This window comes from Nocardia sp. NPDC055053, from assembly GCF_053608285.1.
In genome coordinates, this window is sequence record NZ_JBSGVD010000012.1 from 39,700 (window position 1) to 60,681 (window position 20,982).

At 67.3% G+C, this 20,982-nt stretch carries 17 protein-coding genes and 1 tRNA gene; 14 read left to right on the forward strand and 4 right to left on the reverse strand.

Features of this window, described 5'->3' with window-relative positions; all coding sequences use genetic code 11:
• Positions 1 to 3: 3 nt before the first annotated feature.
• Positions 4 to 498 (reverse strand): SRPBCC family protein, encoded by a 495-nt coding sequence (locus ACWF82_RS15040; RefSeq protein WP_452501501.1) that lies wholly within the window; start codon positions 496 to 498, stop codon positions 4 to 6.
• A 244-nt stretch (positions 499 to 742) separates the two neighbouring features.
• On the opposite strand from ACWF82_RS15040, the gene ACWF82_RS15045 reads away from it, so the two are divergent.
• The 7 genes from ACWF82_RS15045 (at position 743) to ACWF82_RS15075 (ending at position 10,313) form a co-directional block, all read left to right on the forward strand.
• On the forward strand, positions 743 to 2,308 hold the full coding sequence (locus ACWF82_RS15045; protein ID WP_452501503.1) for a flavin-containing monooxygenase: 1,566 nt from the start codon (positions 743 to 745) through the stop codon (positions 2,306 to 2,308).
• Positions 2,301 to 3,272 (forward strand): alpha/beta fold hydrolase, encoded by a 972-nt coding sequence (locus ACWF82_RS15050; RefSeq protein WP_452501504.1) that lies wholly within the window; start codon positions 2,301 to 2,303, stop codon positions 3,270 to 3,272. The genes ACWF82_RS15045 and ACWF82_RS15050 overlap by 8 nt, the downstream gene beginning before the upstream one ends.
• Positions 3,269 to 4,609, forward strand: coding sequence for an NAD(P)/FAD-dependent oxidoreductase (locus tag ACWF82_RS15055; protein WP_452501506.1), 1,341 nt, complete (start codon positions 3,269 to 3,271; stop codon positions 4,607 to 4,609). Before ACWF82_RS15050 ends, ACWF82_RS15055 begins: the two co-directional genes overlap by 4 nt.
• A 19-nt stretch (positions 4,610 to 4,628) precedes the next feature.
• Positions 4,629 to 6,011, forward strand: a complete 1,383-nt coding sequence (locus tag ACWF82_RS15060) for a flavin monoamine oxidase family protein (protein WP_452501507.1) — start codon at positions 4,629 to 4,631, stop codon at positions 6,009 to 6,011.
• Between the two features lie 9 nt (positions 6,012 to 6,020).
• On the forward strand, positions 6,021 to 7,451 hold the full coding sequence (locus tag ACWF82_RS15065; RefSeq protein WP_452501508.1) for a gamma-aminobutyraldehyde dehydrogenase: 1,431 nt from the start codon (positions 6,021 to 6,023) through the stop codon (positions 7,449 to 7,451).
• Positions 7,452 to 7,518: 67 nt separating this feature from the next.
• On the forward strand, positions 7,519 to 8,859 hold the full coding sequence (gene gabT, locus ACWF82_RS15070) for a 4-aminobutyrate--2-oxoglutarate transaminase (RefSeq protein WP_452501510.1): 1,341 nt from the start codon (positions 7,519 to 7,521) through the stop codon (positions 8,857 to 8,859).
• A complete protein-coding gene (locus ACWF82_RS15075) occupies positions 8,859 to 10,313 on the forward strand; it encodes an NAD-dependent succinate-semialdehyde dehydrogenase (protein WP_452501512.1) in 1,455 nt (484 codons plus the stop codon). Before gabT ends, ACWF82_RS15075 begins: the two co-directional genes overlap by 1 nt.
• Before the next feature lie 33 nt (positions 10,314 to 10,346).
• On the opposite strand, the gene ACWF82_RS15080 is transcribed toward ACWF82_RS15075, so the two are convergent.
• Entirely contained in the window at positions 10,347 to 10,943 is a 597-nt protein-coding gene (locus ACWF82_RS15080; RefSeq protein ID WP_452501513.1) for a TetR/AcrR family transcriptional regulator, read from the reverse strand.
• 144 nt (positions 10,944 to 11,087) lie between these two features.
• Here ACWF82_RS15080 and ACWF82_RS15085 point away from each other — a divergent pair, with 144 nt between their 5' ends.
• Positions 11,088 to 13,256: an MMPL family transporter gene (locus tag ACWF82_RS15085; protein WP_452501514.1), complete on the forward strand. Its 2,169-nt coding sequence runs from the start codon at positions 11,088 to 11,090 to the stop codon at positions 13,254 to 13,256.
• A 182-nt stretch (positions 13,257 to 13,438) separates the two neighbouring features.
• Here ACWF82_RS15085 and ACWF82_RS15090 read toward each other — a convergent pair whose 3' ends face one another.
• Positions 13,439 to 14,350 (reverse strand): MBL fold metallo-hydrolase, encoded by a 912-nt coding sequence (locus tag ACWF82_RS15090; RefSeq protein WP_452501516.1) that lies wholly within the window; start codon positions 14,348 to 14,350, stop codon positions 13,439 to 13,441.
• Positions 14,351 to 14,365: 15 nt separating this feature from the next.
• On the opposite strand from ACWF82_RS15090, the gene ACWF82_RS15095 reads away from it, so the two are divergent.
• From ACWF82_RS15095 to ACWF82_RS15110, 4 genes are all read left to right on the forward strand, one after another.
• Positions 14,366 to 14,974 (forward strand): helix-turn-helix domain-containing protein, encoded by a 609-nt coding sequence (locus tag ACWF82_RS15095; RefSeq protein WP_452501518.1) that lies wholly within the window; start codon positions 14,366 to 14,368, stop codon positions 14,972 to 14,974.
• A gap of 337 nt (positions 14,975 to 15,311) precedes the next feature.
• Positions 15,312 to 15,947: a TetR/AcrR family transcriptional regulator gene (locus ACWF82_RS15100; protein WP_452501520.1), complete on the forward strand. Its 636-nt coding sequence runs from the start codon at positions 15,312 to 15,314 to the stop codon at positions 15,945 to 15,947.
• A 193-nt stretch (positions 15,948 to 16,140) separates the two neighbouring features.
• On the forward strand, positions 16,141 to 16,584 hold the full coding sequence (locus tag ACWF82_RS15105) for a hypothetical protein (RefSeq protein ID WP_452501522.1): 444 nt from the start codon (positions 16,141 to 16,143) through the stop codon (positions 16,582 to 16,584).
• Positions 16,585 to 16,778: 194 nt separating this feature from the next.
• Positions 16,779 to 17,132, forward strand: a complete 354-nt coding sequence (locus ACWF82_RS15110) for an alkyl sulfatase C-terminal domain-containing protein (protein WP_452501523.1) — start codon at positions 16,779 to 16,781, stop codon at positions 17,130 to 17,132.
• Positions 17,133 to 17,403: 271 nt separating this feature from the next.
• Here the strand turns inward: ACWF82_RS15110 and ACWF82_RS15115 are convergent.
• A tRNA-Arg gene (locus ACWF82_RS15115) sits at positions 17,404 to 17,477 on the reverse strand.
• 225 nt (positions 17,478 to 17,702) lie between these two features.
• On the opposite strand from ACWF82_RS15115, the gene ACWF82_RS15120 reads away from it, so the two are divergent.
• Together ACWF82_RS15120 and ACWF82_RS15125 are read left to right on the forward strand one after the other, a co-directional pair.
• The gene (locus ACWF82_RS15120) at positions 17,703 to 19,679 is read left to right on the forward strand and encodes a cytochrome c oxidase assembly protein (protein ID WP_452501736.1); all 1,977 of its coding nucleotides are present in this window, start codon (positions 17,703 to 17,705) and stop codon (positions 19,677 to 19,679) included.
• Complete coding sequence (locus ACWF82_RS15125) at positions 19,676 to 20,650, forward strand: serine/threonine dehydratase (RefSeq protein ID WP_452501525.1); 975 nt, start codon at positions 19,676 to 19,678, stop codon at positions 20,648 to 20,650. The genes ACWF82_RS15120 and ACWF82_RS15125 overlap by 4 nt, the downstream gene beginning before the upstream one ends.
• Positions 20,651 to 20,982 lie beyond the last annotated feature (332 nt).

Sequence of the window (20,982 nt, forward strand, 5' to 3'; positions counted from 1 at the left end):
TGGCTAGAGCCTGCCGGTGTTGCGGGCCGCGTACCGGCCTGCGAGCCTTTCGAGATTGGCCAGCGAGGCCGTGAACTCCGCTGCGAGCATTCGCCGCAGCAACCGTGTCACGATCGGGGTGAACCGGCCGTAGGAGAGCTCGATCGATGACCCGTAGGTGACATGCGCGAACTCGGCACCCGAGGAGTCGGTCACCGCCTCCATCCGCACGAATGGCCGAATCTCGCCGACACCGGGAAACCCTTTCCCGGTGAAGGTGCGTTCGCGTTGATGAACGGTGGTGCGCAGGGTCCAGGTCGTGACCGACGTCAACGGCCCAGCCACGACACTGATCTCCTCGAAACTGCGACCGATTCCGAACGGGCTGTCGACCCGGGTCACCTCGCGCACGTTGTTGCACCAGTGGGCGTTGCGCCGAGGGTCGTCGGTGAACTCCCACACCGCCGCCACCGGCACCGCCATCAGCCGTGAAGCGCTGAATTCGTGAAATTCTGACATGGCTGAAGCCTGGCGCGAAGGCTGTGCCTGCCGCCACGCCGCCATGCACCCTCATCCTTCGCTGGTGCGACAGAGTGCACCATCTCTCCCGCGCATGCCGGACAAAACCATCGCCCGGACCAGCTCGGTGTGCACTGTGCACCTGTCGTGGTGGCAGGTGGGGGCACGGCGCTGTAGTTGGCGGCGCAGCCCCGCGGGGAGGGTGGGGTTATCGCCTAACCAACGGAAAAAAGGGGTGAATGTGATGAACACGTCGACGATCGTCAACGAGGAGTTCGACATCGTGATCATCGGTGCGGGGATCTCGGGAATCGGCGCAGCGCGCTACGCCACCAAGGCGTTCCCGACCAAACGCGTCGTGTTGCTCGAGAGCCGCGACAACATCGGCGGCACATGGGATCTGTTCCGCTACCCCGGCATTCGATCCGATTCCGACCTGCACACCTTCGGTTACGAATTCAAACCGTGGAAGGACAGGGCCGCGATCGCCGATGCCCCGCTCATCCGCGACTATCTGCGCGAGACCGTGCAGGAGAACGGGCTGGAGACGTTGATCCGCTTCCGGCACCGGGTGATCTCGGCGGAGTGGTCCACCGCCGAGGCGGCCTGGACCTTGCAGGTACGGATCGACAACGGCGGTGCGTCGGTCACCCACCAGCAGATCAAGGCGAACTGGGTCTTCGCAGCGACCGGTTATTACCGCTACGACGAGGGCTTCACCCCGCGTTTCGAGGGCCGCGACGATTTCGCCGGCGACATCATTCATCCGCAGCACTGGCCGGAGGGCTACGACTACGCCGGCAAGAAGGTGGTGGTGATCGGTAGCGGTGCCACCGCGATCACGCTCGTTCCGTCGATGGCCTCTGGCCCTGGTGCGGCCGAGCACGTGACCATGCTGCAGCGCACCCCGACCTATGTGATGTCGCTGCCGCGGGTGGACTCGCTCGCGCTGACACTGACCAAGTTGTTCGGAGAGCGGCGTGGCTACGCGTTGACCCGGTTCAAGAACATCTGGCTCGATCGCGGGGTCGTGAAGGGTTTGCGCATGTTCCCGCGGGCAGGCCGCGCGCTGATCCGCCACGTCAACAAGGGCCTGCTACCGCAGGGTTTCGACGTCGACACCCATTTCAACCCGCCCTACGATCCGTGGGACCAGCGGCTGTGCCTGGCGCCCGACGGCGACTTCTTCGAATCGATCCGCAACGGCGACGCCTCGGTCGTCACCGACAAGATCGTGCGGTTCACCGAGACCGGCATCCTGCTCGAATCCGGTCGCGAGCTGGACGCCGACGTCATCGTCACGGCCACCGGCCTGAACCTGCAGCTACTCGGCGGCATGGACCTGCGAGTCGACGGGAACCCGGTCAACCTCGCCGAGGCGATCGCCTACCGCGGCATGCTGCTCTCAGGTGTCCCCAACTGGGCGATCGCGGTCGGATACACGACCTCGTCGTGGACGCTGAAGATCAGCCTGATGTGCCGCTACTTCTGCGACCTGCTCGCGCACATGGACAGCTACGGCTACGACACCGCGGTCGCGGTGGCCGAGCCCGGAATGCAGACCAGGCCGGTGCTCGACATCAGCGCCGGGTATGTGTTGCGTTCGCAGCACACCGTGCCCCGGCAAGGAACCGAATTGCCCTGGCGGATGGGATTGTCCTATCCCGAGGACGCCAAATTGCTTCGGGGCGCGCTGTTCGACGAGAGCCTCCACCTCAGTGCCAGCACCGACCGGCCCTTCAGCGCCGGGAAGCCCAGCATCGCGGTCGGCGAACTGGCCGGAACGGCACAGGAATCCGGCCATGCGTAAGTCCCCCGAGCATGCGCCGGATCAATTCACCCGACTGCCCAGCGGTGTCCGTGTCTGCTATCGCGTCGACGGTCAGCCCGGGCAGCCCGCTGTCCTGCTGATCGGCGGTCTCGGCGAAAGCCTGACCATGTGGTCACAGCACTTCGTGACAGCGCTCGTGTCGCGCGGTTTCCTCGTCGTCCGCATGGACAATCGAGACAGCGGACGGTCCACCTTCGTCTCGGCCCCCGCCCCAGGGATTCTGCGTCTGGCGGCGGCACGGCCACGCCCGGACGCCTACACCCTCACCGACTGCGCAACCGACAGCGCGCACCTGCTCGAGCACCTCGGCGTCGGTCCAGCCCATCTCGTCGGGCGATCGATGGGCGGCATGATCGCGCAGACGGTCGCCGCCGAATTCCCCACGCACACAGCATCACTGACGTCGATCTACTCGACAACCGGCAATCCCGCAGTCGGCCGCGCATCGCTGAGGACGACCCTGATCCTGGCGACACAGTCACCGCGGACGAAACCACAGGCGGTAGAAGCACACCTGCGGCTGACCGCCAATCTGGCGGGCGCGGGGTATCCCATCGACGAGCTCGCCGAGGCAGAGCACGCAGCCACCCAATGGGACAGGACCGCCGGCGACGGCGCCGCGGGCATGCAACGCCAGTTGCAGGCCATTCAAGCAACCGGTGACCGCACGGCCGACCTGCGCACGATCAGCGCGCCCACGCTCGTCCTCAACGGCGACCGCGACCCCCTCGTCGATCCCTCAGGAGGCGAGGCCACCGCGGCCGCCATCCCCAACTCGCGGCACCTCGTCATCGCCGGCATGGGCCACCACATCCCGGACTCGCTGGCCGACCTGATCGTCGAACGCATCGCCGCCCACATCGACAAGCACAGCGCGCGACCGGAGAAGGCACAGCGCCGCCGCCGTCCCGCACCCAGAAAGCGACCGGGAGGAAACCGATGAAAAAGACAGACACCATCGCCGAGGACGGGATCGTGTACTCCTCGTTCAGCGGCTGGATCGACCAGCCTGCCGAGTACTCCTCGCCGCTCGCGGGCGAGGTCACCGCTGACGTCGCTGTGGTGGGCGGCGGGTATCTCGGCATGGCCACCGCTCTGCGGCTCGCGGAACGAGGCGCCGACGTCGCACTGCTGGAATCGGAATTCCTCGGGTGGGGCGCCGCGTCGCGCAATGCCGGATACCTGACCAACACCCTGGCCGGCGATGCACAGATGCTGGCCGCGATGCATCCCTGGCGCCTGCGCCGGGTCATCCGATTCGCCGATGCGTCGGTCGACTTCTCCAACACGTTGATCGACCGGCACGGAATCGACTGCGACTACGAACGAACCGGGAACGTGATCGCCGCTGTCACGCGGGGACAGCTCAAGCGATCGCGATGGAACGCCGAGATCCTCGCCAAGGCGGGAGCCGACGCCGAATTCGTCGACGGCCCGGAGTTCGGGCTACCGACCGCTTTTCTCGGCGGCATCTACGAGCGTGCCGGCGGGCTGATCAATCCCGGCAAGTATGCGCGTGGTCTCCGGACAGCATTGCTCAACTCGCGGGTCAAGGTCTTCGAGCACAGCCCAGTCGGATCGATCCAGCCCACCAGCAGGGGCGTGACGGTCACCACCGGCGGCGGCCATCTCCACGCGGACAGCGTCGTGATCGCCAGCAACGCCCACTCCCGCGACCTGGCGGCAGCCCCACGGAACATGACCGCGCCGCTGTGGGTCACCCTCGTCGAAACCGAGCCGATCGACCCCGAACGTCTGCGTGAGACCGGCTGGACGAGCCGAGTGGGTATCTCGACCCACCACCTGGTCCTCGAGAGCTTCCGGCTCACCCCGCACAACACGATCATCTTCGGTGTCCGCCAGCCCGAAACCACCCGCGGAGTGCTCGGAGCCCGCACTCCGGACCCGGGCGTTGTCGCCGACCTGGTACGAGGATTCCGCGATCGTTTCCCCTCGCTGCACGATGTGGCACCGCAGCGTGCCTGGGGCGGGTGGATCGCGATGACAGCATCGTGGTTCCCGGTCGCCGGCGAAGCGGAGAAGAACATCTACTACGCGATCGCCTGCAACGGTCACGGGCTGGCGCAGGGCCCCTACCTCGGGAGCTTGCTCGCCGACCGGCTCTGCGGCGACGACCCTGCCGACGACCTCCAGGCGGTATGGCGGCCGCGACCCCGGTTCGCTCCCTCGCCCGCTTCCAGCCCAGCGGCGCTTCGCGCGGTGTGGAGGCTCGATCGTTTCGCGGATCGGCTCGACCGCCGCAACCCACTCACTCGATAGTCACAGGAGGAAGCACCTCATGACCGAGCAACTGACAGCCGACGTCGTCGTCGTCGGTGCAGGAGTGTCGGGCCTCACCGCGGCCCGCCGACTCGAACAGGCCGGACATTCTGTCATCGTGCTGGAAGCAAGCGACCGGGTCGGCGGACGTACCGTCAACCTGGATGTCGGCCCCGGCGTGATCACCGAGGGCGGCGGGCAATGGGTCGGGCCCGGCCAGGACCATGTGCTGGCGCTGCTGAAGGAACTCGGCCTCGACACGTTCAAAACCTACGTCGAGGGCAAGTCCATCTACTTGCGCAAGGGCAAGAAGAAGCTGTTCCGCGGGACGATACCGCCGCTGAACCCGATCGTCATGGCCGACTATGCGCAGCTGCAGCTGCGCCTCGAGCGGATGGCGAAAACGGTCCCGCTCGACGCGCCATGGACTGCCGCCGAGGCTCGCCACTGGGACAGCATCACCTTCGGGCAGTGGATCGATGCCAATTCCTTCACCAAGGAAGTTCGATTGCTGTTCAAGCTGGCCTTCACCGTCACCGACGGTGAAGATCTGCACAGCACATCGCTGTTGGTGCAGCTGGCCCGAATCGCGGGCTGCGGCGGGATCGAGCACCTGGTCAACATCACCGGCGGCGCCCAGGAATCCCGGGTCGTCGGCGGCACCCAGCTGATCTCGTTGCGCATGGCCGAAGCCCTGGCGGGACAGGTCGTTCTCGACTCGCCGGTCTCGCGGATCACCCAGGACAGCGACGGGGTGCTGGTGTCCTCCGCGCGAGTCGACATCCGTGCCGAACAGGTCATCGTCGCGATGGCGCCCTCGGACGCCAACCGGATCCGGTTCTCTCCGGACCTGCCCACTCGCCGGGCGATGTTGCAGCGCAGGTGGTGCAACGGGACCGAGAGCAAGCTGTTCGCGATCTACGACACACCGTTCTGGCGGGACAAGGGGTTCAGCGGCCAAGCGATCACCGATCTCCCGGTCGCCAACTACGTCGTCGACAACTCGCCTCCCGACGGCAGCGTCGGAATCCTGCTCACCTTCGTCGGCACCGCAGGCTCCGGGTACGGCCTGCAGTGGAGCGACGAAATCCTCGACAATCCCGATGCACGCCGTGCCGCGTTCCTGGCCGACCTGAGCATCCTGTTCGGTCGCGAGGCAGCGTCTCCGAGGGCCTATCTGGAAAAGGACTGGACGCACGAACCATGGATCAGCGGGTGCGTCAGCTCCCGCCCGCCCGGCGTCATCACCCAGTACACCGACGCCGACCGCCGACAGGTCGGACGAATCCACTGGGCAGGCACCGAGACCGCCACCCTCAACCAGGGCTACATCGACGGCGCGGTGAGCGCGGGCCAACGGGCAGCCGACGACGTCGGCCGAACCCTGTCACAGCAACGCTGAAAGGGAATCATGTCGATCACCTTGTTGCGCAACTATGTCGATGGCGAGTTCGTGGCATCCCGGTCCACCGAGACTCTCGACCTGATCAATCCGGTGGACGAGTTCGTGGTCGGCCGGGCGCCCATCTCGACACGCGAGGATGTCGAGGCAGCGGTCGCGGCCGCCGCACGAGCGTTCATTACCTGGGGTAAGACCACACCCGCCCTCCGCCAGATGGCGCTGCTGAAACTCGCCGATGCGATCGAGGCGCACAGCGGCGACATCGTCGAAGCGCAGTGCCGCAACACCGGTCAGCCCCGGGCGGTCATCGCCACCGAGGAGGTGGCGGTTGCCGCCGATCAGCTGCGGTTCTTCGCCGGGGCCGCCCGGTTGCTCGAGGGAAAAGCTGCCGGGGAATACAGGGAGGGTTTCACCTCCTATGTGCGCCGGGAGCCGATCGGGGTGGTGGGGCAGGTGACGCCATGGAATTACCCGTTCATGATGGCGATCTGGAAGATCGGTCCGGCACTGGCGGCCGGAAACACCGTGGTCCTCAAGCCCAGCGACACCACTCCCGAAAGCACTCTGGTGCTGGCCCGTCTCACCAAAGGCATTCTGCCCGACGGGGTCTTCAACGTGGTGCTCGGCGACGGCGGCACCGGCGCGGAACTGGTCTCGCACCCCGCACTCGGTCTGGTGTCGATCACCGGATCGGTGCGGGCGGGGATCGAGGTCGCTACCGCGGCGGCGCAGCAGGTCAAGCGTGTCCATCTCGAACTCGGTGGCAACGCACCCGCGGTGGTGTTCGGCGATGCCGACATCGACAAGGCGGCCGGCGGAATCGCCGAGGCGGCCTTCTTCAACGCCGGACAGGACTGCACCGCCGCGACCCGGGTCCTGGTACACCACTCCATCCACGATCAACTGGTCGAGGCGCTGGTGGAGCGGGCCGAGCATCTGGTGCCGGGCCTGCCCGAGGATCCGCGGACCTTCTACGGCCCGCTGAACAACATCGACCACTTCACCTCGGTGACCGGCAAGCTCGACGCGTTGCCACCGCACGCCCACGTCGCCACCGGTGGCAAACGCGTGGGCGACAAGGGCTACTTCCTCGAACCCACCATCATCACCGGGGTCCGCCAGCACGACAACATCGTGCAGGAGGAAACCTTTGGACCGGTGCTCACCGTGCAATCCTTCACCGACGAGGCCCAAGCCATCGAGTACGCCAACGACGTGCACTACGGCTTGGCGTCGAGCGTGTGGACCACGGACCACGGCACCGTCGAACGACTCACTCGGGCACTGGATTTCGGTGCCGTCTGGGTGAACTGCCACATCCCCCTGGTCGCCGAGATGCCGCACGGTGGATTCAAATACTCCGGATACGGCAAAGACCTGTCTGCCTACGGCGTCGAGGAATACACCCGGATAAAGCACGTGATGAGCACGCACGACTGAACGTCGTCGGTGTGGAGCAAACTCCGAATTTCCGACACTATCGATCCATTCAGAGGGGAACATTCCGATGATCGACATCGCCTACCGTCTTGCGCAGCAACGCAATATCGTCACCACGCTGCCAGGGCCGCGTTCGGCGGCACTGGCGGATCGGCGCAAGCGCGCGGTCGCTGCCGGGGTCGGTTCAACGGTGCCCGTGTACGCCGCTGACGCGGACGGCGGCGTGATCGTCGACGTCGACGGTAACTCGTTCATCGACCTGGGCTCGGGCATCGCGGTGACCAACGTCGGCGCCGCGAACCCGGCGGTAGCCGCCGCGGTGGCCGAGCAGGCCCGCCGCTTCACCCACACCTGCTTCATGGTCACCCCGTACGAGGCATACATCGAGGTTGCCGAACATCTCGCGGCACTGACCCCGGGCGCACACGACAAGCGCACCGTGCTGTTCAACTCCGGCGCCGAGGCAGTGGAAAACGCCGTCAAGGTGGCGCGGCTGGCTACCGGCAAGACCGCGGTGGTGGCCTTCGACCACGCCTACCACGGTCGCACCAACCTCACCATGGCCTTGACCGCGAAATCGATGCCCTACAAGGCGCAGTTCGGGCCGTTCGCGCCCGAGGTGTATCGGATGCCGACCTCCTATCCCTACCGCGACGGGCTGACCGGCGATCTCGCCGCCCGCCGCGCCATCGATCAGATCGACAAACAGATCGGCGCGGACTCGCTGGCCGCGATCATCATCGAACCGATTCAGGGCGAAGGCGGCTTCATCACTCCGGCCCCGGGTTTCCTTCCGGCACTGGCGGACTGGGCCCGACAGCACGGTGTGGTGTTCATCGCCGACGAGGTGCAGACCGGGTTCGCGCGAACCGGCACCTGGTTCGCCAGCGAACACGAGACGGTCGAGCCCGACATCATCACCATGGCCAAGGGCATCGCCGGCGGCCTGCCGCTGGCCGCGATCACCGGCCGCGCCGAACTGCTCGATGCGGTGCACCCGGGCGGGCTCGGCGGCACCTACGGCGGCAACCCGGTGGCCTGCGCGGCCGCGCTGGCAACGCTGCAGACGATGCGCGACCTCGACCTTCCGGCCCGGGCCAAGGCGATCGAGCGCGCGGTGAGACCACGCCTGCAGAACCTGGCCGACCAGACCGGTGTCATCGGCGACGTGCGCGGCCGCGGTGCGATGCTGGCTATCGAAATCGTCCATCCCGGCAGCACCGATCCAGACCCCGATCTCACCAAGCGGGTTGCCGCCGAAGCACTTTCCCAGGGCGTCGTGCTGCTGACGTGCGGTACCAACGCCAATGTGATCCGATTGCTGCCACCGCTGGTGATCGGTGACGACTTGCTCGCCGATGGCATCACCGTGCTCGGCGACGTACTGCGCGCAGCGGTGAGTCGCTGATGACCGGCAGCGACGCCCTGCTCGCCACGCTGCCGAAGAACCTGTGGATCGGCGGTGCGCAAGTCCCCGCGGCCACCGGGGCAACATTCCCTGTGCACAACCCCGCCACTGGCGCGGTACTGGTCGAAGTGGCCGACGCCGACGTGACCGACGGCACAACGGCGCTGGCCGCAGCAGCAGCCGCACAGCCGGACTGGGCTGCGACCCCAGCACGTCGACGAGCCGAAATCCTGCACCGAGCATGGGAACTGGTGACAGCTCGCGCAGATGATTTCGCCCTGCTGATGACATTGGAAATGGGCAAACCGCTCGCCGACAGCTACGCCGAGGTCGGCTACGGCGGTGAGTTCCTGCGCTGGTTCGCCGAGGAAGCCGTGCGGATCAGCGGACGCTACACCTCCTCACCGTCGGGGACCGGCCGAATCCTGGTGACCAAACAGCCGGTCGGCCCGACCCTGGCGATCACGCCGTGGAACTTCCCCTTGGCCATGGGTACCCGCAAGATCGCCCCGGCGCTCGCCGCCGGCTGCACCATGGTGGTCAAGCCTGCCTCCGAAACTCCACTCACCATGCTGCTACTCGGCCAAGTTCTCGCCGAGGCCGGGCTGCCGTCGGGCGTGCTGTCGATCCTGCCTACCTCGCGATCAGCACAACTGACCGATCCGATGTTCGCCGACCCCCGGCTTCGGAAGCTCACCTTCACCGGTTCCACCGCAGTGGGCAAGCTCCTGTTGGCCCGTGCGGCCGAACAGGCGCTGCGCAGCTCGATGGAACTCGGCGGCAACGCGCCGTTCGTGGTGTTCGCCGACGCCGACCTGGACGCCGCGGTCGACGGCGCGATGGCGGCCAAAATGCGCAACACCGGCCAAGCGTGCACCGCCGCGAATCGCTTCCACGTCGACAACGCAGTGCGGATGGAATTCACCGAGCGGCTCACCGAACGGATGCGGGCACTCGAGATCGGTCCGGGTCATCTCGACGGCGTTCAGGTGGGCCCGCTGATCACCGACAAACAGCGGCGCGCTGTCGCCGAGTTGGTCACCGATGCGGTTGCCAAGGGCGCGGTGGTCACCACCGGCGGTACCTACGCGGACGGGGACGGCTACTTCTACACCCCGACCGTGCTCGCCGAGGTCACCGCCGACGCGCGCATCGTGCGCGAAGAGGTCTTCGGGCCGGTGGCCGCGATCATCGGATTCGACGGCGAGGACCAGGGGGTCGCCGCCGCCAACGACACGGAATTCGGTTTGGCCGCATACATCTACACCCGAGACCTGAACAGGGCGCTGCGCGTGTCCGACGCCCTCGAAACCGGCATGGTCGGTGTGAATCGCGGAATCATCTCCGACGTCGCCGCTCCATTCGGCGGAATCAAGGAATCCGGCCTCGGCCGCGAAGCGGGAACCGAGGGCATCGAGGAATACCTCGAAACCAAGTACATCGCCCTGCAGTAGAGCTCTCGGCCGGCCTCCGGGCCGCGCTGGACTTCACCCCCGGGTGAGGATCTCCCAGATCCAGGCCGCGACCACGGTCGCAGGCGTGTCCGGTAGCTCTTCGAGCCAGTGGGCGATGACAGCCAGCATCGCACCTGCGAGCGCGGCCGCGTCGACCGCGGCCGGGACCGTCGACACCACCGGCTCGTGCGCCTCGAGCAGTCGGATGCCGTCGATCAAGACGGTGGCGATGCTGCGGGCCAGTCGCGCGTGCACCGCCGCCGAGCCGTGGGCGCCGAGCACATTGCGGTACAGCTGCGCGTGATCGGCGATGTGCACGATGTAGTCGATCAGGAACTGCGGCGGCTGATCGGGCAGCCCACCGTCGAGCCCCTCAGTTCGTAGTGACACCCCCGCATCGAGCGCGTGACGTTCGATGGCGTCGGCGAGCAACGTCTCCTTGTCGGTGTAGTGGTCGTAGAACGTACTGCGGCTCACGCCCGCACGCTGGGTGATGTCGGAGATCGCGATGCCGTCCACCGGGCCTCCCTGCCCGAGATCGAGGATCGCGTCTTGCAACAGGCCGCGGCTGCGCAGCACCCGCGCGTCGTCGGCGGCCGGTTTGCGTTGATCGGTCTGCGCTCGATTCACAATCTCCACCTTTACATCTACGACCCCTGTGTCGCGCAACACGTTGACCATTGCAGGTCTCTCCTCGTTATCCTACACCTGTAGGTAAACCGACATCTGTCGGTAAACCATCACTTGTAGGTTACTTCCCGGAGGTAGGTAGGCATGGCTCGTCTTCTGTATCGCCTCGGCGATCTCTGTTTCCGAAATCGGTGGTGGGTGGTCGCGGCCTGGTCACTCATCGCCGTTGTCGTCGCTGCCGTCGGAATCACCCTGGGCGCCAAGGTTTCCGACAAGTTCGAAATTCCGGGAACCGAATCCGATCGCGCCCAGCAGGTGCTGGTGGACAGCTTCGGCGAAGGGGCTCCGACCACACCCGGCGAGGCGGCGGCTCGCCTTGTGCTGCGGGCACCGGCCGGCCAGGGTCTGCCGCTGGACCGGATCGACGCCGAGCTGTCCACGCTGACCAGCACGCCGGGCATCCAGACCGTTACCCCCGCCTCGCCAACGGTCGCCGCCCGCGGTGATGTCACGTTCACCGACATCACCTTCGCCCGGCCGATCAATCCGGCCGCGAAGTCAGCAGTCGACCAGGTGCACACGACGTTCGAGGCGATGGGCCTGCGGCCCTTGCTCACCGGCGGTCCGTACTACTCGGAGTCCTCGTTCGTCGGTCCTACCGAGGTGGTCGGTGTCGCGATCGCGATGGGCGTGCTGCTGGTGACCTTCGGGTCGCTGCTGGCCGCGGGGTTGCCGATCCTGATCGGGCTGGTCGGCGTCGGTGTGGGCACCGGGGGTGTGGTGGCGGTCTCGACCCTGTTCGATGCGTCTTCGGCGACCCTCGCGTTGTCGTTGATGCTCGGTCTCGCGGTGGGCATCGACTACACGCTGTTCATCGTCTCGCGCCACCGTCAGCAGCTCGCCGACGGCATGGCGGTGCGTGAGTCGGCGGCGAGGGCGATCGGGACCGCGGGCAGCGCTGTCGTGTTCGCCGGCGCGACGGTGCTCATCGCCCTGTGCGGGCTGGCGATCGCCGGGATCCCGTTCCTCACCAGCATGGGCTTGGCCGCAGCAGCCTGCGTCAGCATCGTTGTGGCGCTGGCCATCACCCTGCTGCCCGCGGTGCTCGGTTTCGCCGGTGCACGGCTCATCCCGTATGGGCGAGGGCTGATGGCGACCGAGGGCGCCAGGCGACCCAATCGCTGGGGCCAGACCGTCACCAACCATCCGATCATCACTCTGGTCGCCGGAATCGCGGCGCTCGCCGTGCTCGCGCTGCCGGTTCTGGAACTGCGGCTCGGCCTGCCCAACGCTGGGCAGGACCCCACCGGCACCGTGTCGCGCGAGTCCTACGACCTGATCGCCCAGGCCTACACCCCCGGGCTGAACGGTCCACTCGTCGCGGTCGTCGAAGGCGACTCCGCCCGGATCCAGGCCCAGACCCAGGCCGCGGCGCATCGGATCAGCGCTCTGCCCGGCGTCGCGATGGTCTTGCCGTCAGAGGTCAACGGCGCGGGCGACACCGCGCAGTTCGTGGTCGTCCCCACGACCGCACCCAGTTCGGAACAGACCGCCGATCTGGTGCGTGCCATCCGTGACACCGGACCCGAACTGCGCGCCGAGCAGGGGGCGGCACTGCACCTGACCGGCGAAACCGTGATCGGGATCGACGTAGCCCGCAAGCTTTCCGACGCGCTGGTCCCATTTCTGATCGTGGTGGTTGGTCTGGCACTGACACTGCTGATGCTGGCGTTCCGGTCGGTACTCGTGCCGCTCACCGCGGCGCTGGGATTCCTGCTGTCGCTGGCGGTCGCGCTCGGCGCGACGACCGCGGTCTATCAGTGGGGCTGGCTCGGCTCGGCGCTGAACGTGCACCAGCCCGCACCGATCCTGGCGTTCCTGCCGATCCTGCTGATCGGCGTCCTGTTCGGCCTGGCGATGGACTATCAGGTGTTCTTGATGTCCCGGATGCGGGAGGCCTACGTCAGCGGGAAGTACTCCGCGCTGGCCGCGGTGCGCATCGGATATGCAGGCAGCGCTCGGGTGATCACCGCGGCGGCGGTGATCATGATCGCGGTCTTCGCCGGATTCCTGTTCAGCCACAACACGATGATCGGGCCGATCGGATTCGCGATGGGTGTCGGCGTGCTGTTCGACGCGCTGTTCGTCCGGATGACCCTCATCCCGGCGGTCATGGCCCTGCTCGGCCGCCACGCCTGGTGGCTGCCCCGCTGGCTCGAACGCCTTCTGCCCCACGTCGACATCGAGGGGGAATCACTGCCCGAACCGACCACGTCGACATCCACACCAAGGCGTGAAACCGTGCACGCCTGACCGGCTTCGGTGACAACGACCCCGGCACTCACATGCCGGGGTCGTCCGGTCGTCGTCCTGCGTCGTATCGCGGGCCACAGGTGCTCCCCGGATTCGAGTCGACGAGGTGATCTACGCGGAGCAGACGAGCTCGTCCTCCTCGGCCGCCATTGCGAGCGCGGCCACGGTGCCGACAGGCTCGATCAGCCGATCGGGGGTGCGAGATATTCCAGCGCGTAACCATCGCTGGAGGGGGTTACGCGGGCGATGCCGGGTGAGTCGAGGTGGGCGCCTGCTACGAAGTGGTCCGGTTGAATCAGCTGTTCGAGCAGGGCCGCTCGCGCGGCGCGGGCCTGGAACTGGTTGCCGTCGAACTCCCAGGACACGTTCGGCTGATCGAATTGGAGCGTGGGAACGTGAACGGTGTCGCCCCAGACGAGAAGGTGGTCGGTGCCGCTCCTGACGTCGTAGACGGTGTGACCGGGTGTGTGGCCCGGCGTCGGGATCGCTGTGACCCAGTCATTGATCGCGACCTTCTCCGACACGGGTACTACCCGGTCGCGGATCGGCTCGAGCCGCCCTGTGAACACCGAGGTGTCGCCCGCGCCGATCCACACGCGCTCGAGTTCGGGGAACGCCTCTGAACCGTCCGGCGTGATCAGGCCGCTCACGTGGTCTTCATGGTTGTGGGTGATGGCTACGTCGGTGACCTGCGCGCGGTCGATTCCCGCTTCGTCGAGTGCGTCGTAGATCAATCCCATGGTGGGGTCGTGCCAGACGTCGGACGCGCCGGTGTCGATGAGAACCGACCGCGTGCCGTCGGTGACGAAGAAGGCGTTGACCGACAGCCGCAAGTTGCCGCCGGCCAGCGGCACGGCGGTCGGCAGCGCGGGGAGCATGCGCCCCTCCTCGTCGCGGAGCCGTGTCGGTGGCATGTCGATGTACCCGTCTCGCAACGAGATCACCTGCAGACCGCCGAATTCGAACGTGGCATGGTGCCGGCCACTCGAGATCAAACGCATGGAACCTCCATCGTGGTGGGCGCGTATCGCGCCTCTCCGATGGAAGACTAAATCTTCTTTAGGAGAAAGTCTACACTGCAGCGAGGTATCCATCGATCGAGGAGCACGGTGGTCGAGCAAGACGGAAACGTGGCCGAACCACAGCACCGTGATGACCTGGCAGGCGCGTTCGGCCGCAACGTACGGCGACGCCGCGAGGACGCGGGCCTGACGCTGGAACAGCTGTCCACGCAGTCGTCGGTCAGCCGGGCGATGCTGTCCAAGGTCGAACGCGGTGAGAAGAGCCCGACGATCGGCGTCGCGTCCAGGATCGCCCACGCGCTCGACGCGTCACTCTCGGACCTGATCGGTGGAGCAGCTGCCGCCGCGTCCGGTGTGGCCGTTGTCCTGCGCAAGAACGATCGCCCCGTTTTCCGTGATCCGGAAACTGGATTCGAACGGCACATGGTGTCGGCGGCCCCGGGCGCGGGAGGCGGCGAGATGGTTGTCCACTACCTCCCCGCACAGGTCTCTACCGGGCTGCTGCCCGCGTATCCGCCGGGTTCGGAGAAGCAACTCGTGGTGCTCGAAGGCACCCTCACCGTCGCGATCGGCAGGATCAGCGAGATCCTGAATGCAGGCGACTCCCTGTTCTTCCAGGCCGACGCGGACCACGGCTTCGCCAACCGAACGGACGCTCCCTGCGAATACATCATGGTCATCTCGCGCAGAACCTGAACGGCCGCAGCTTGCGGGCCGGATCTGGCCCCTCCGGCAAGCTGAGGGATGGCGCAGGAGATCAGGCAGCTGATTCGGGAGGATGTCGTACGGCGTACCAACGCAGTGCGGCCACCACCAGACTCCCAATCGCAGCAGTGCCGCATCACGGCAGTCGCGAAGTGGTCCGGTTCCAACGCGCGCGATCACGGGATGCTTCCGTGTCATCCGGATACAGGCGACGAACGCCTCCATCAAATGAGTCGTTGTGGTCGCCGATCATCAGCCCGGTGAGCCGCGGACGGCCTTTTGCACACCTTTGCGCAGGTGTGGGATGGTGGTGGGTGAAAGGACGGACGTGACTGCGACGACGCATTCGACCACCGTCGGCCTCGGGCCGCGTGCGCTGGCCAACCGACGACGCATCGTCGCTGTGGCCGGGGACGAGTTGCTGCGAAATCCCCTGGCGAGTATGGAAGACATCGCTGTGGCCGCGGGGATGGTCCGCCGCACCCTCTACGGTCATTTCCCCACCAGGGAAGCGCTGATCGACGGCATGCTCGACGAGGCCTTCGAGCAGGTCGGTCGCGCACTCGACGGTATCGACACCGCGCAACCGCCCGCCCGGGCGACCGCGGATATGGCGGTCGCGCTGTGGGCTGTCGGCGACGAGTTCCAGCTGCTGCTGCGCCTGGACGAAGCCGGGTCGCGGGCCCGGATAGCCGACCGGCTCGCGCCCGTCCGCGCCCGGTTGATCACGTTGATAGCGGCTGGTCAAGCCGACGGAACCTTCGCTGGTCACCTTCCGCCCACAGCGTTGGCCGGAGTACTCACGGCGCTGGTGCTCGAGCTGCTGAAAGCGCACAGCGATGGTGAATGGGTCGGCGCCGAAGCCGCGCGCGACGCTGCCCTGGCTTGCCTGATCGCGGTCGGCGTCGACCGCTCGGGTGCCGCGGAGATCGCCCGGTCCGCCGCGAAGGCCGCGCAGCACTGATCGCAGGTGTGCTCGTCGGGCGATCGCTCGTCGAAACATGCTGTCCCCGAATGGATCCAAGGTGTGCTCTCCGGCACGAACCCTCGGCGGCTGTGAGTCCCTTCACGAGTTCTTGCACATGGGTGTGCAATGGACGTAGTTTCACAGCTACGTGCAATTGCACGAAGGTGTGAAAATGTCGAAGGAGCGGGATATGACCAGCCAGGTGGCAACCGTGCGCATGGCGTACGCGACCAAGACCTCCACCGGGGGTGCCCCCGTCGATGTGTCCTCGTGGATGCTGCGCGGTGTGGGCGCGATCCGCGTTCTGTACGGCCTCGTCCTGTTCGCCACGCTGATCCTGGGGACCGATGTCGGCACCGGAATGGCCGTCCCTGTCTTCGTCGTGGTCGGCCTGGTGTCCGTCCTGCTCGGCTTGGCCACCGTTGCGCTGACTCCACGGCTACTGGGCCGCGACGACGCTGTCCTGGCCGCCGTTGGCATCGACGCGATCTTCGTACTCCTCGGCGTGGCCGCGCTCATGGTGGGCTGGGATCAGTTCACGGTCGCCGCCGCCGCGGTCGTCCTCGGCGGGGTGGTGATCGGGGCGTTGTCCGCGGCGGTCGTCGCGATCGTCACGGCGGTGCGCGAAGCCTGATCCGCGGACACGGTGCGAACTGCCCGAGCGGCGCCCCGGAATTCCGGAGGCGCCGTTCGTGATTGGATGCGGTGCTGGTGATGCGATCGCTGAAGGCGCCGACGACCACCCGCCGTGTTCTTGAACGGTTGTAGATTCGGTGCTCGCCTGGCGGATGGCATCGAGCGCTAGCAGATGTGCATGTGCTAGGTCGGTTGCGTCACCAGCTACGTGGGCAGTCATCCAGCAAGGGCAACGAGCGGATCACCGCGATCGAGAAAACCCTGGCAGAGATCACCCGACGCCAGGACAACATCATTCTGGCCATGCCGGTGGATCTGCTCTTCGACTACGCGGCCGTCCACATCGACGGACCGGCGGCAGCCGAGGTCGACCTGCGCGTCAACTTCACCGTCAAGGAACCGGTGAACGAAGACTGGACCATGTGGGTGCGGCACGGCGTCCTGAACGCGCGCCGCAGACACGTCGACGGCGCGCAACTGCGCCTCGCCCGCCTCGGTCAATGCACGGTCGGTGCAGGGGGACCGGATCAGAAGGTTCCGGGGTAGAGGACGGGGGTCCGGGCATCCCCGGCTCCTGCAATAGGCGGCCGGGAGTGCGACTATCAGTTGATGCCGGCCTTGCGGCGCGCCCATTCCTCGAACGATCGGATACCGGCGATCTGCTCGGCGAGTCAGCCACGCTGCGGGTAGTGGGCTGGAAGTAGCTCAACCTGCGCGTTTGCGGCGAAAAGGCTGAACGAAGTCACGGTTCCCATAGGGATCGAACCTGCGACGCTAGAATTTGCCCTCCACCTGCGTAAACGCAGGTGGAGGGTTGCGCCCCCGGCAGGAATCGAACCTGCGACCTAGGGATTAGAAGGCCCTTGCTCTATCCAACTGAGCTACGGAGGCAGTGGCATCCACCTTGGCCGAACTCGGCTCCGGTGTCCAGCGCGAAAAGTATAGCGACCGACCAAATCGGGATCCGGGGTCGGGAGCGGCGCCCCATCGGGGCGGCTCCGGGCATGCCGAACTACCCTCGTTGTCATGTCGTTATCGCAGGACCCCTCCGCTGGACCCGCCGAGGGCGGCGCGCCACCGGTGGCTGCGGGTCGGGCTGCGCCGACAGGGAACGCGATGTCCTTCCGGGTGCTGAGTGTCGTCGCGGGTGCGATGGCAGCCTTCGTCGCGGCCGTCGTGGTCGGGTTGTCTGCGGCGCAAGCCTTGAGTCTGCTGGGTATACCCGATCCGGGGCCGTTGACAACATATGGTTTGCCCGCGCTGCGCGCGGTGGCCGATCTGGCCGCCGCGGTGACCGTCGGCTCGCTGCTGTTCGCCGCGTTCCTGCTGCCCCCGCGCGACAGCGGGCTGCTCGAGGCGGGCGGCTACCGCGCGGTGCGCCGGGCCTCGGATGCCGCGCTGGTCTGGGCCGCGTGTGCGGCGCTGCTCGTGCCGCTGACGGTGTCGGACACAACCGGTCAGCCGGTCGGTGACATCTGGCGGCCGGAGGTGCTGTGGCCGGTGATCGCGCAGGTCGAAGTGGCGGGCGCGTGGCGGACGACGACACTGTTCGCGTTGATCGTTGCCATCGGCTGCCGGTTGGCGCTGCGCTGGGGCTGGACGCCGCTGCTGCTGGCCGGCTCGCTGATCACGATGATGCCGCTGGCGCTGACCGGGCATTCGTCCTCGGGTGGCGCCCACGATGTGGCGACCAATTCGTTGATCCTGCACATGGTGTCGGCGTCGGTGTGGGTCGGCGGCCTGGTCGCGGTGCTGGCGTACGCGCTGCGTGGCGGTCCCGGCATCGATGTGGCGGCGCGGCGGTTCTCGCTCGCCGCGACCATCTCCTTCGTCGTCATCGGCCTCAGTGGCGTGATCAACGCCTGGGTGCGGCTGCCCGCGTCGGACCTGTTCAGCACCACCTACGGCAAGCTGGTGCTCGCCAAGACGGCGGCGCTACTGGTCTTGGGTGTCATCGGCTATCTGCAGCGCCGGGCCGCGTTGCCCGCCCTGGCCGCCGACCCGGGCGACCGCAGGGCACTGATCCGGTTCGCCGGGGTGGAGATGCTGATCTTCGCGGCCACCATCGGCCTGGCCGTCGGCCTCGGACGCACCCCGCCACCGCCGCCCACCTCGATCCCGACGCCGGTCGAAGTGGAACTCGGCTACACCCTCGCCGGGCCGCCGACCGTGAGCAGACTGCTGTTCGACTGGCGGTTCGACCTGATCTTCGGCACCCTGGCCATCGTGCTGGCCGCGCTCTACCTGCTCGGGGTCTACCGCCTGCGCAAGCGCGGTGACGCCTGGCCGGTCGGGCGGACCATCGCCTGGTGCAGCGGCTGCCTGGTGCTGCTGCTGGCCACGTCCTCGGGTGTCGGCCGCTACGCGCCCGCGATGTTCAGCGTGCACATGGGCGCGCACATGGCGCTATCGATGCTGGCACCGATCCTGCTGGCGCTCGGCGGCGCGGTGACACTCGCGCTCCGGGCGCTGCCGCCCGCCGGACGTGAGGGCGTGCCCGGTCCGCGCGAGTGGATTCTGGCCGCGGTGCACAACCCGGTCTCGCGGTTCCTGACCCAGCCGGTCGTCGCCTCGATCATCTTCGTCGCGGGGTTCTACGCGCTCTACCTGGGCGGGATCTTCGACGCCTCGGTCGACTCGCACGCCGCCCACCTGATGATGAACGCGCACTTCCTGCTCAGCGGCTACCTGTTCTACTGGGTGGTGATCGGCATCGATCCCAAGCCGCGCGAGGTGGCGCCGCTGACCAAGCTGGGCATGGTGTTCGGCACCCTGCCGTTCCACGCCTTCTTCGGCATCGCGCTGATGAGCATGACCACGGTGCTCGGCGGCTGGTTCTACCGCACTCTCGACCTCGGCTGGAACATCGACCTGCTGGCCGATCAGCGCAACGGCGGTAGCTTCGCCTGGGCCAGTGGCGAGGTGCCGCTGGTCGTGGTGATGCTGGCGCTGCTGATCCAGTGGTCACGCAGCGACCAGCGCCTCGCCAAGCGGACCGACCGGGCCGCCGACCGCGACAACGATGCCGAGCTGACCGCCTACAACGCCATGTACGCCGAGCTGGCGCGACGCGACCGCGAGGTGCGCCGGTGAGTTGCGGTGTGCCGATCAGCGAATCGACCGACCGCGCCGAACCGCCGCGGGTGCTCCGCACGGACGTGCGCGCGGCGCGGCGCAGGCTGGCGGGCCGGGTGCGCAAGACGCCGGTGTTCCACACCAGTGTGGACGGGCCGGACGGGCCGGTGCCGGTCTCGCTGAAGCTGGAGTTTCTGCAGCACGGCGGCACGTTCAAGGTGCGCGGCGCGCTCAACGCGCTGCTCGCCGCAGACGCGAGCGCCGACCATGTCGTCGTCGCCTCCGGCGGCAATGCCGGGATCGCGGTCGCGCTGGCCGCGTCGCAGCTGGGCAAGGCGTGCACGGTGGTGGTGCCGGAATCGGCGCCGCACACCAAGGTCGCGGCGATGTGGGCGCACGGCGCCGAGGTGCTCTGGCACGGCACGAGCTATGCGGAGGCCCAGCGCAAGGCCGTCGCCCTCGCGGCCGAACGCGGCGCCGAACATCTGCACGCCTACGACATGCCCGCTGTGGTCGCCGGTGCGGGCGTCATCGGCCTCGAGCTGGAAGAACAGGTACGGGGCAGGCCGCCGGTGCTGGCCGCGATCGGTGGCGGCAGCCTGATCGCCGGCCTCGGCGCCGCACTGGGCAGGCGCAGGCACATCGTCGGCGTCGAAGCCGAGCACACCCCGGCGCTGTCGGCCGCGCTGGCGGCCGGTGCGCCGGTCGAGGTCGACGCGCAGCCGGGGGGCTCCGAACTCTTGTGCGCGACGCGGGTCGGCGACATCGCCTTCGGGATCGCCCGCAGGCACCGGATGCCCGTGCTGTCGGTCGCCGACGACGCGATCACCGCGGCCCGCGAATACCTGTGGCGCGAATTCCGCGTCGTCGTCGAACTCGAAGGCGCCGCCGCCCTGGCCGCGGTGCAGAGCGGTGCGTACCGCCCGGAGCGGGGTGTGCGGCCGATCGTCGTCCTGTGCGGGGCGAACACCGAGCTCCCCGTGCTCTGACACGGTCGATATCCACAACCGTCGAAGTTGTCCCCAGCTACCGGCACGGCCTCCCGATCCGCGCTGCGACGAGCCATCCTTGGATGGTCAGAGCAGCAACGACCGAGCGGGGGCTGGTTCGATGTACGAGGCACAGGCGACGGTGATCGGTACGGTGGTCACTCATCCGGTACGGCGTGATCTCACCAACGGCGAGCAGGTGGTGACATTCCGGATGGCGAGCAATTCACGCCGCTTCGACGCCGCGGCGGGGGAATGGGTGGACAACGGCACACGGTTTCCGCCACTGCCCACATTGAACACCTTGGGAGTGTCGCGAAGTGGAGCTAGGG

Excerpts from the sequence above, each read along its gene's own strand:
- ACWF82_RS15120 (WP_452501736.1), top strand. The coding sequence starts at position 17,703 with ATGTCCTTCCGGGTGCTGAGTGTCGTCGCGGGTGCGATGGCAGCCTTC.
- ACWF82_RS15055 (WP_452501506.1), top strand. The coding sequence starts at position 3,269 with ATGAAAAAGACAGACACCATCGCCGAGGACGGGATCGTGTACTCCTCG.
- ACWF82_RS15075 (WP_452501512.1), top strand. The coding sequence starts at position 8,859 with ATGACCGGCAGCGACGCCCTGCTCGCCACGCTGCCGAAGAACCTGTGG.
- ACWF82_RS15050 (WP_452501504.1), top strand. The coding sequence starts at position 2,301 with ATGCGTAAGTCCCCCGAGCATGCGCCGGATCAATTCACCCGACTGCCC.
- ACWF82_RS15060 (WP_452501507.1), top strand. The coding sequence starts at position 4,629 with ATGACCGAGCAACTGACAGCCGACGTCGTCGTCGTCGGTGCAGGAGTG.
- ACWF82_RS15040 (WP_452501501.1), bottom strand. The coding sequence starts at position 498 with ATGTCAGAATTTCACGAATTCAGCGCTTCACGGCTGATGGCGGTGCCG.
- ACWF82_RS15090 (WP_452501516.1), bottom strand. The coding sequence starts at position 14,350 with ATGGATACCTCGCTGCAGTGTAGACTTTCTCCTAAAGAAGATTTAGTC.
- ACWF82_RS15105 (WP_452501522.1), top strand. The coding sequence starts at position 16,141 with ATGACCAGCCAGGTGGCAACCGTGCGCATGGCGTACGCGACCAAGACC.
- ACWF82_RS15065 (WP_452501508.1), top strand. The coding sequence starts at position 6,021 with ATGTCGATCACCTTGTTGCGCAACTATGTCGATGGCGAGTTCGTGGCA.
- ACWF82_RS15045 (WP_452501503.1), top strand. The coding sequence starts at position 743 with ATGAACACGTCGACGATCGTCAACGAGGAGTTCGACATCGTGATCATC.
- ACWF82_RS15085 (WP_452501514.1), top strand. The coding sequence starts at position 11,088 with ATGGCTCGTCTTCTGTATCGCCTCGGCGATCTCTGTTTCCGAAATCGG.
- gabT (WP_452501510.1), top strand. The coding sequence starts at position 7,519 with ATGATCGACATCGCCTACCGTCTTGCGCAGCAACGCAATATCGTCACC.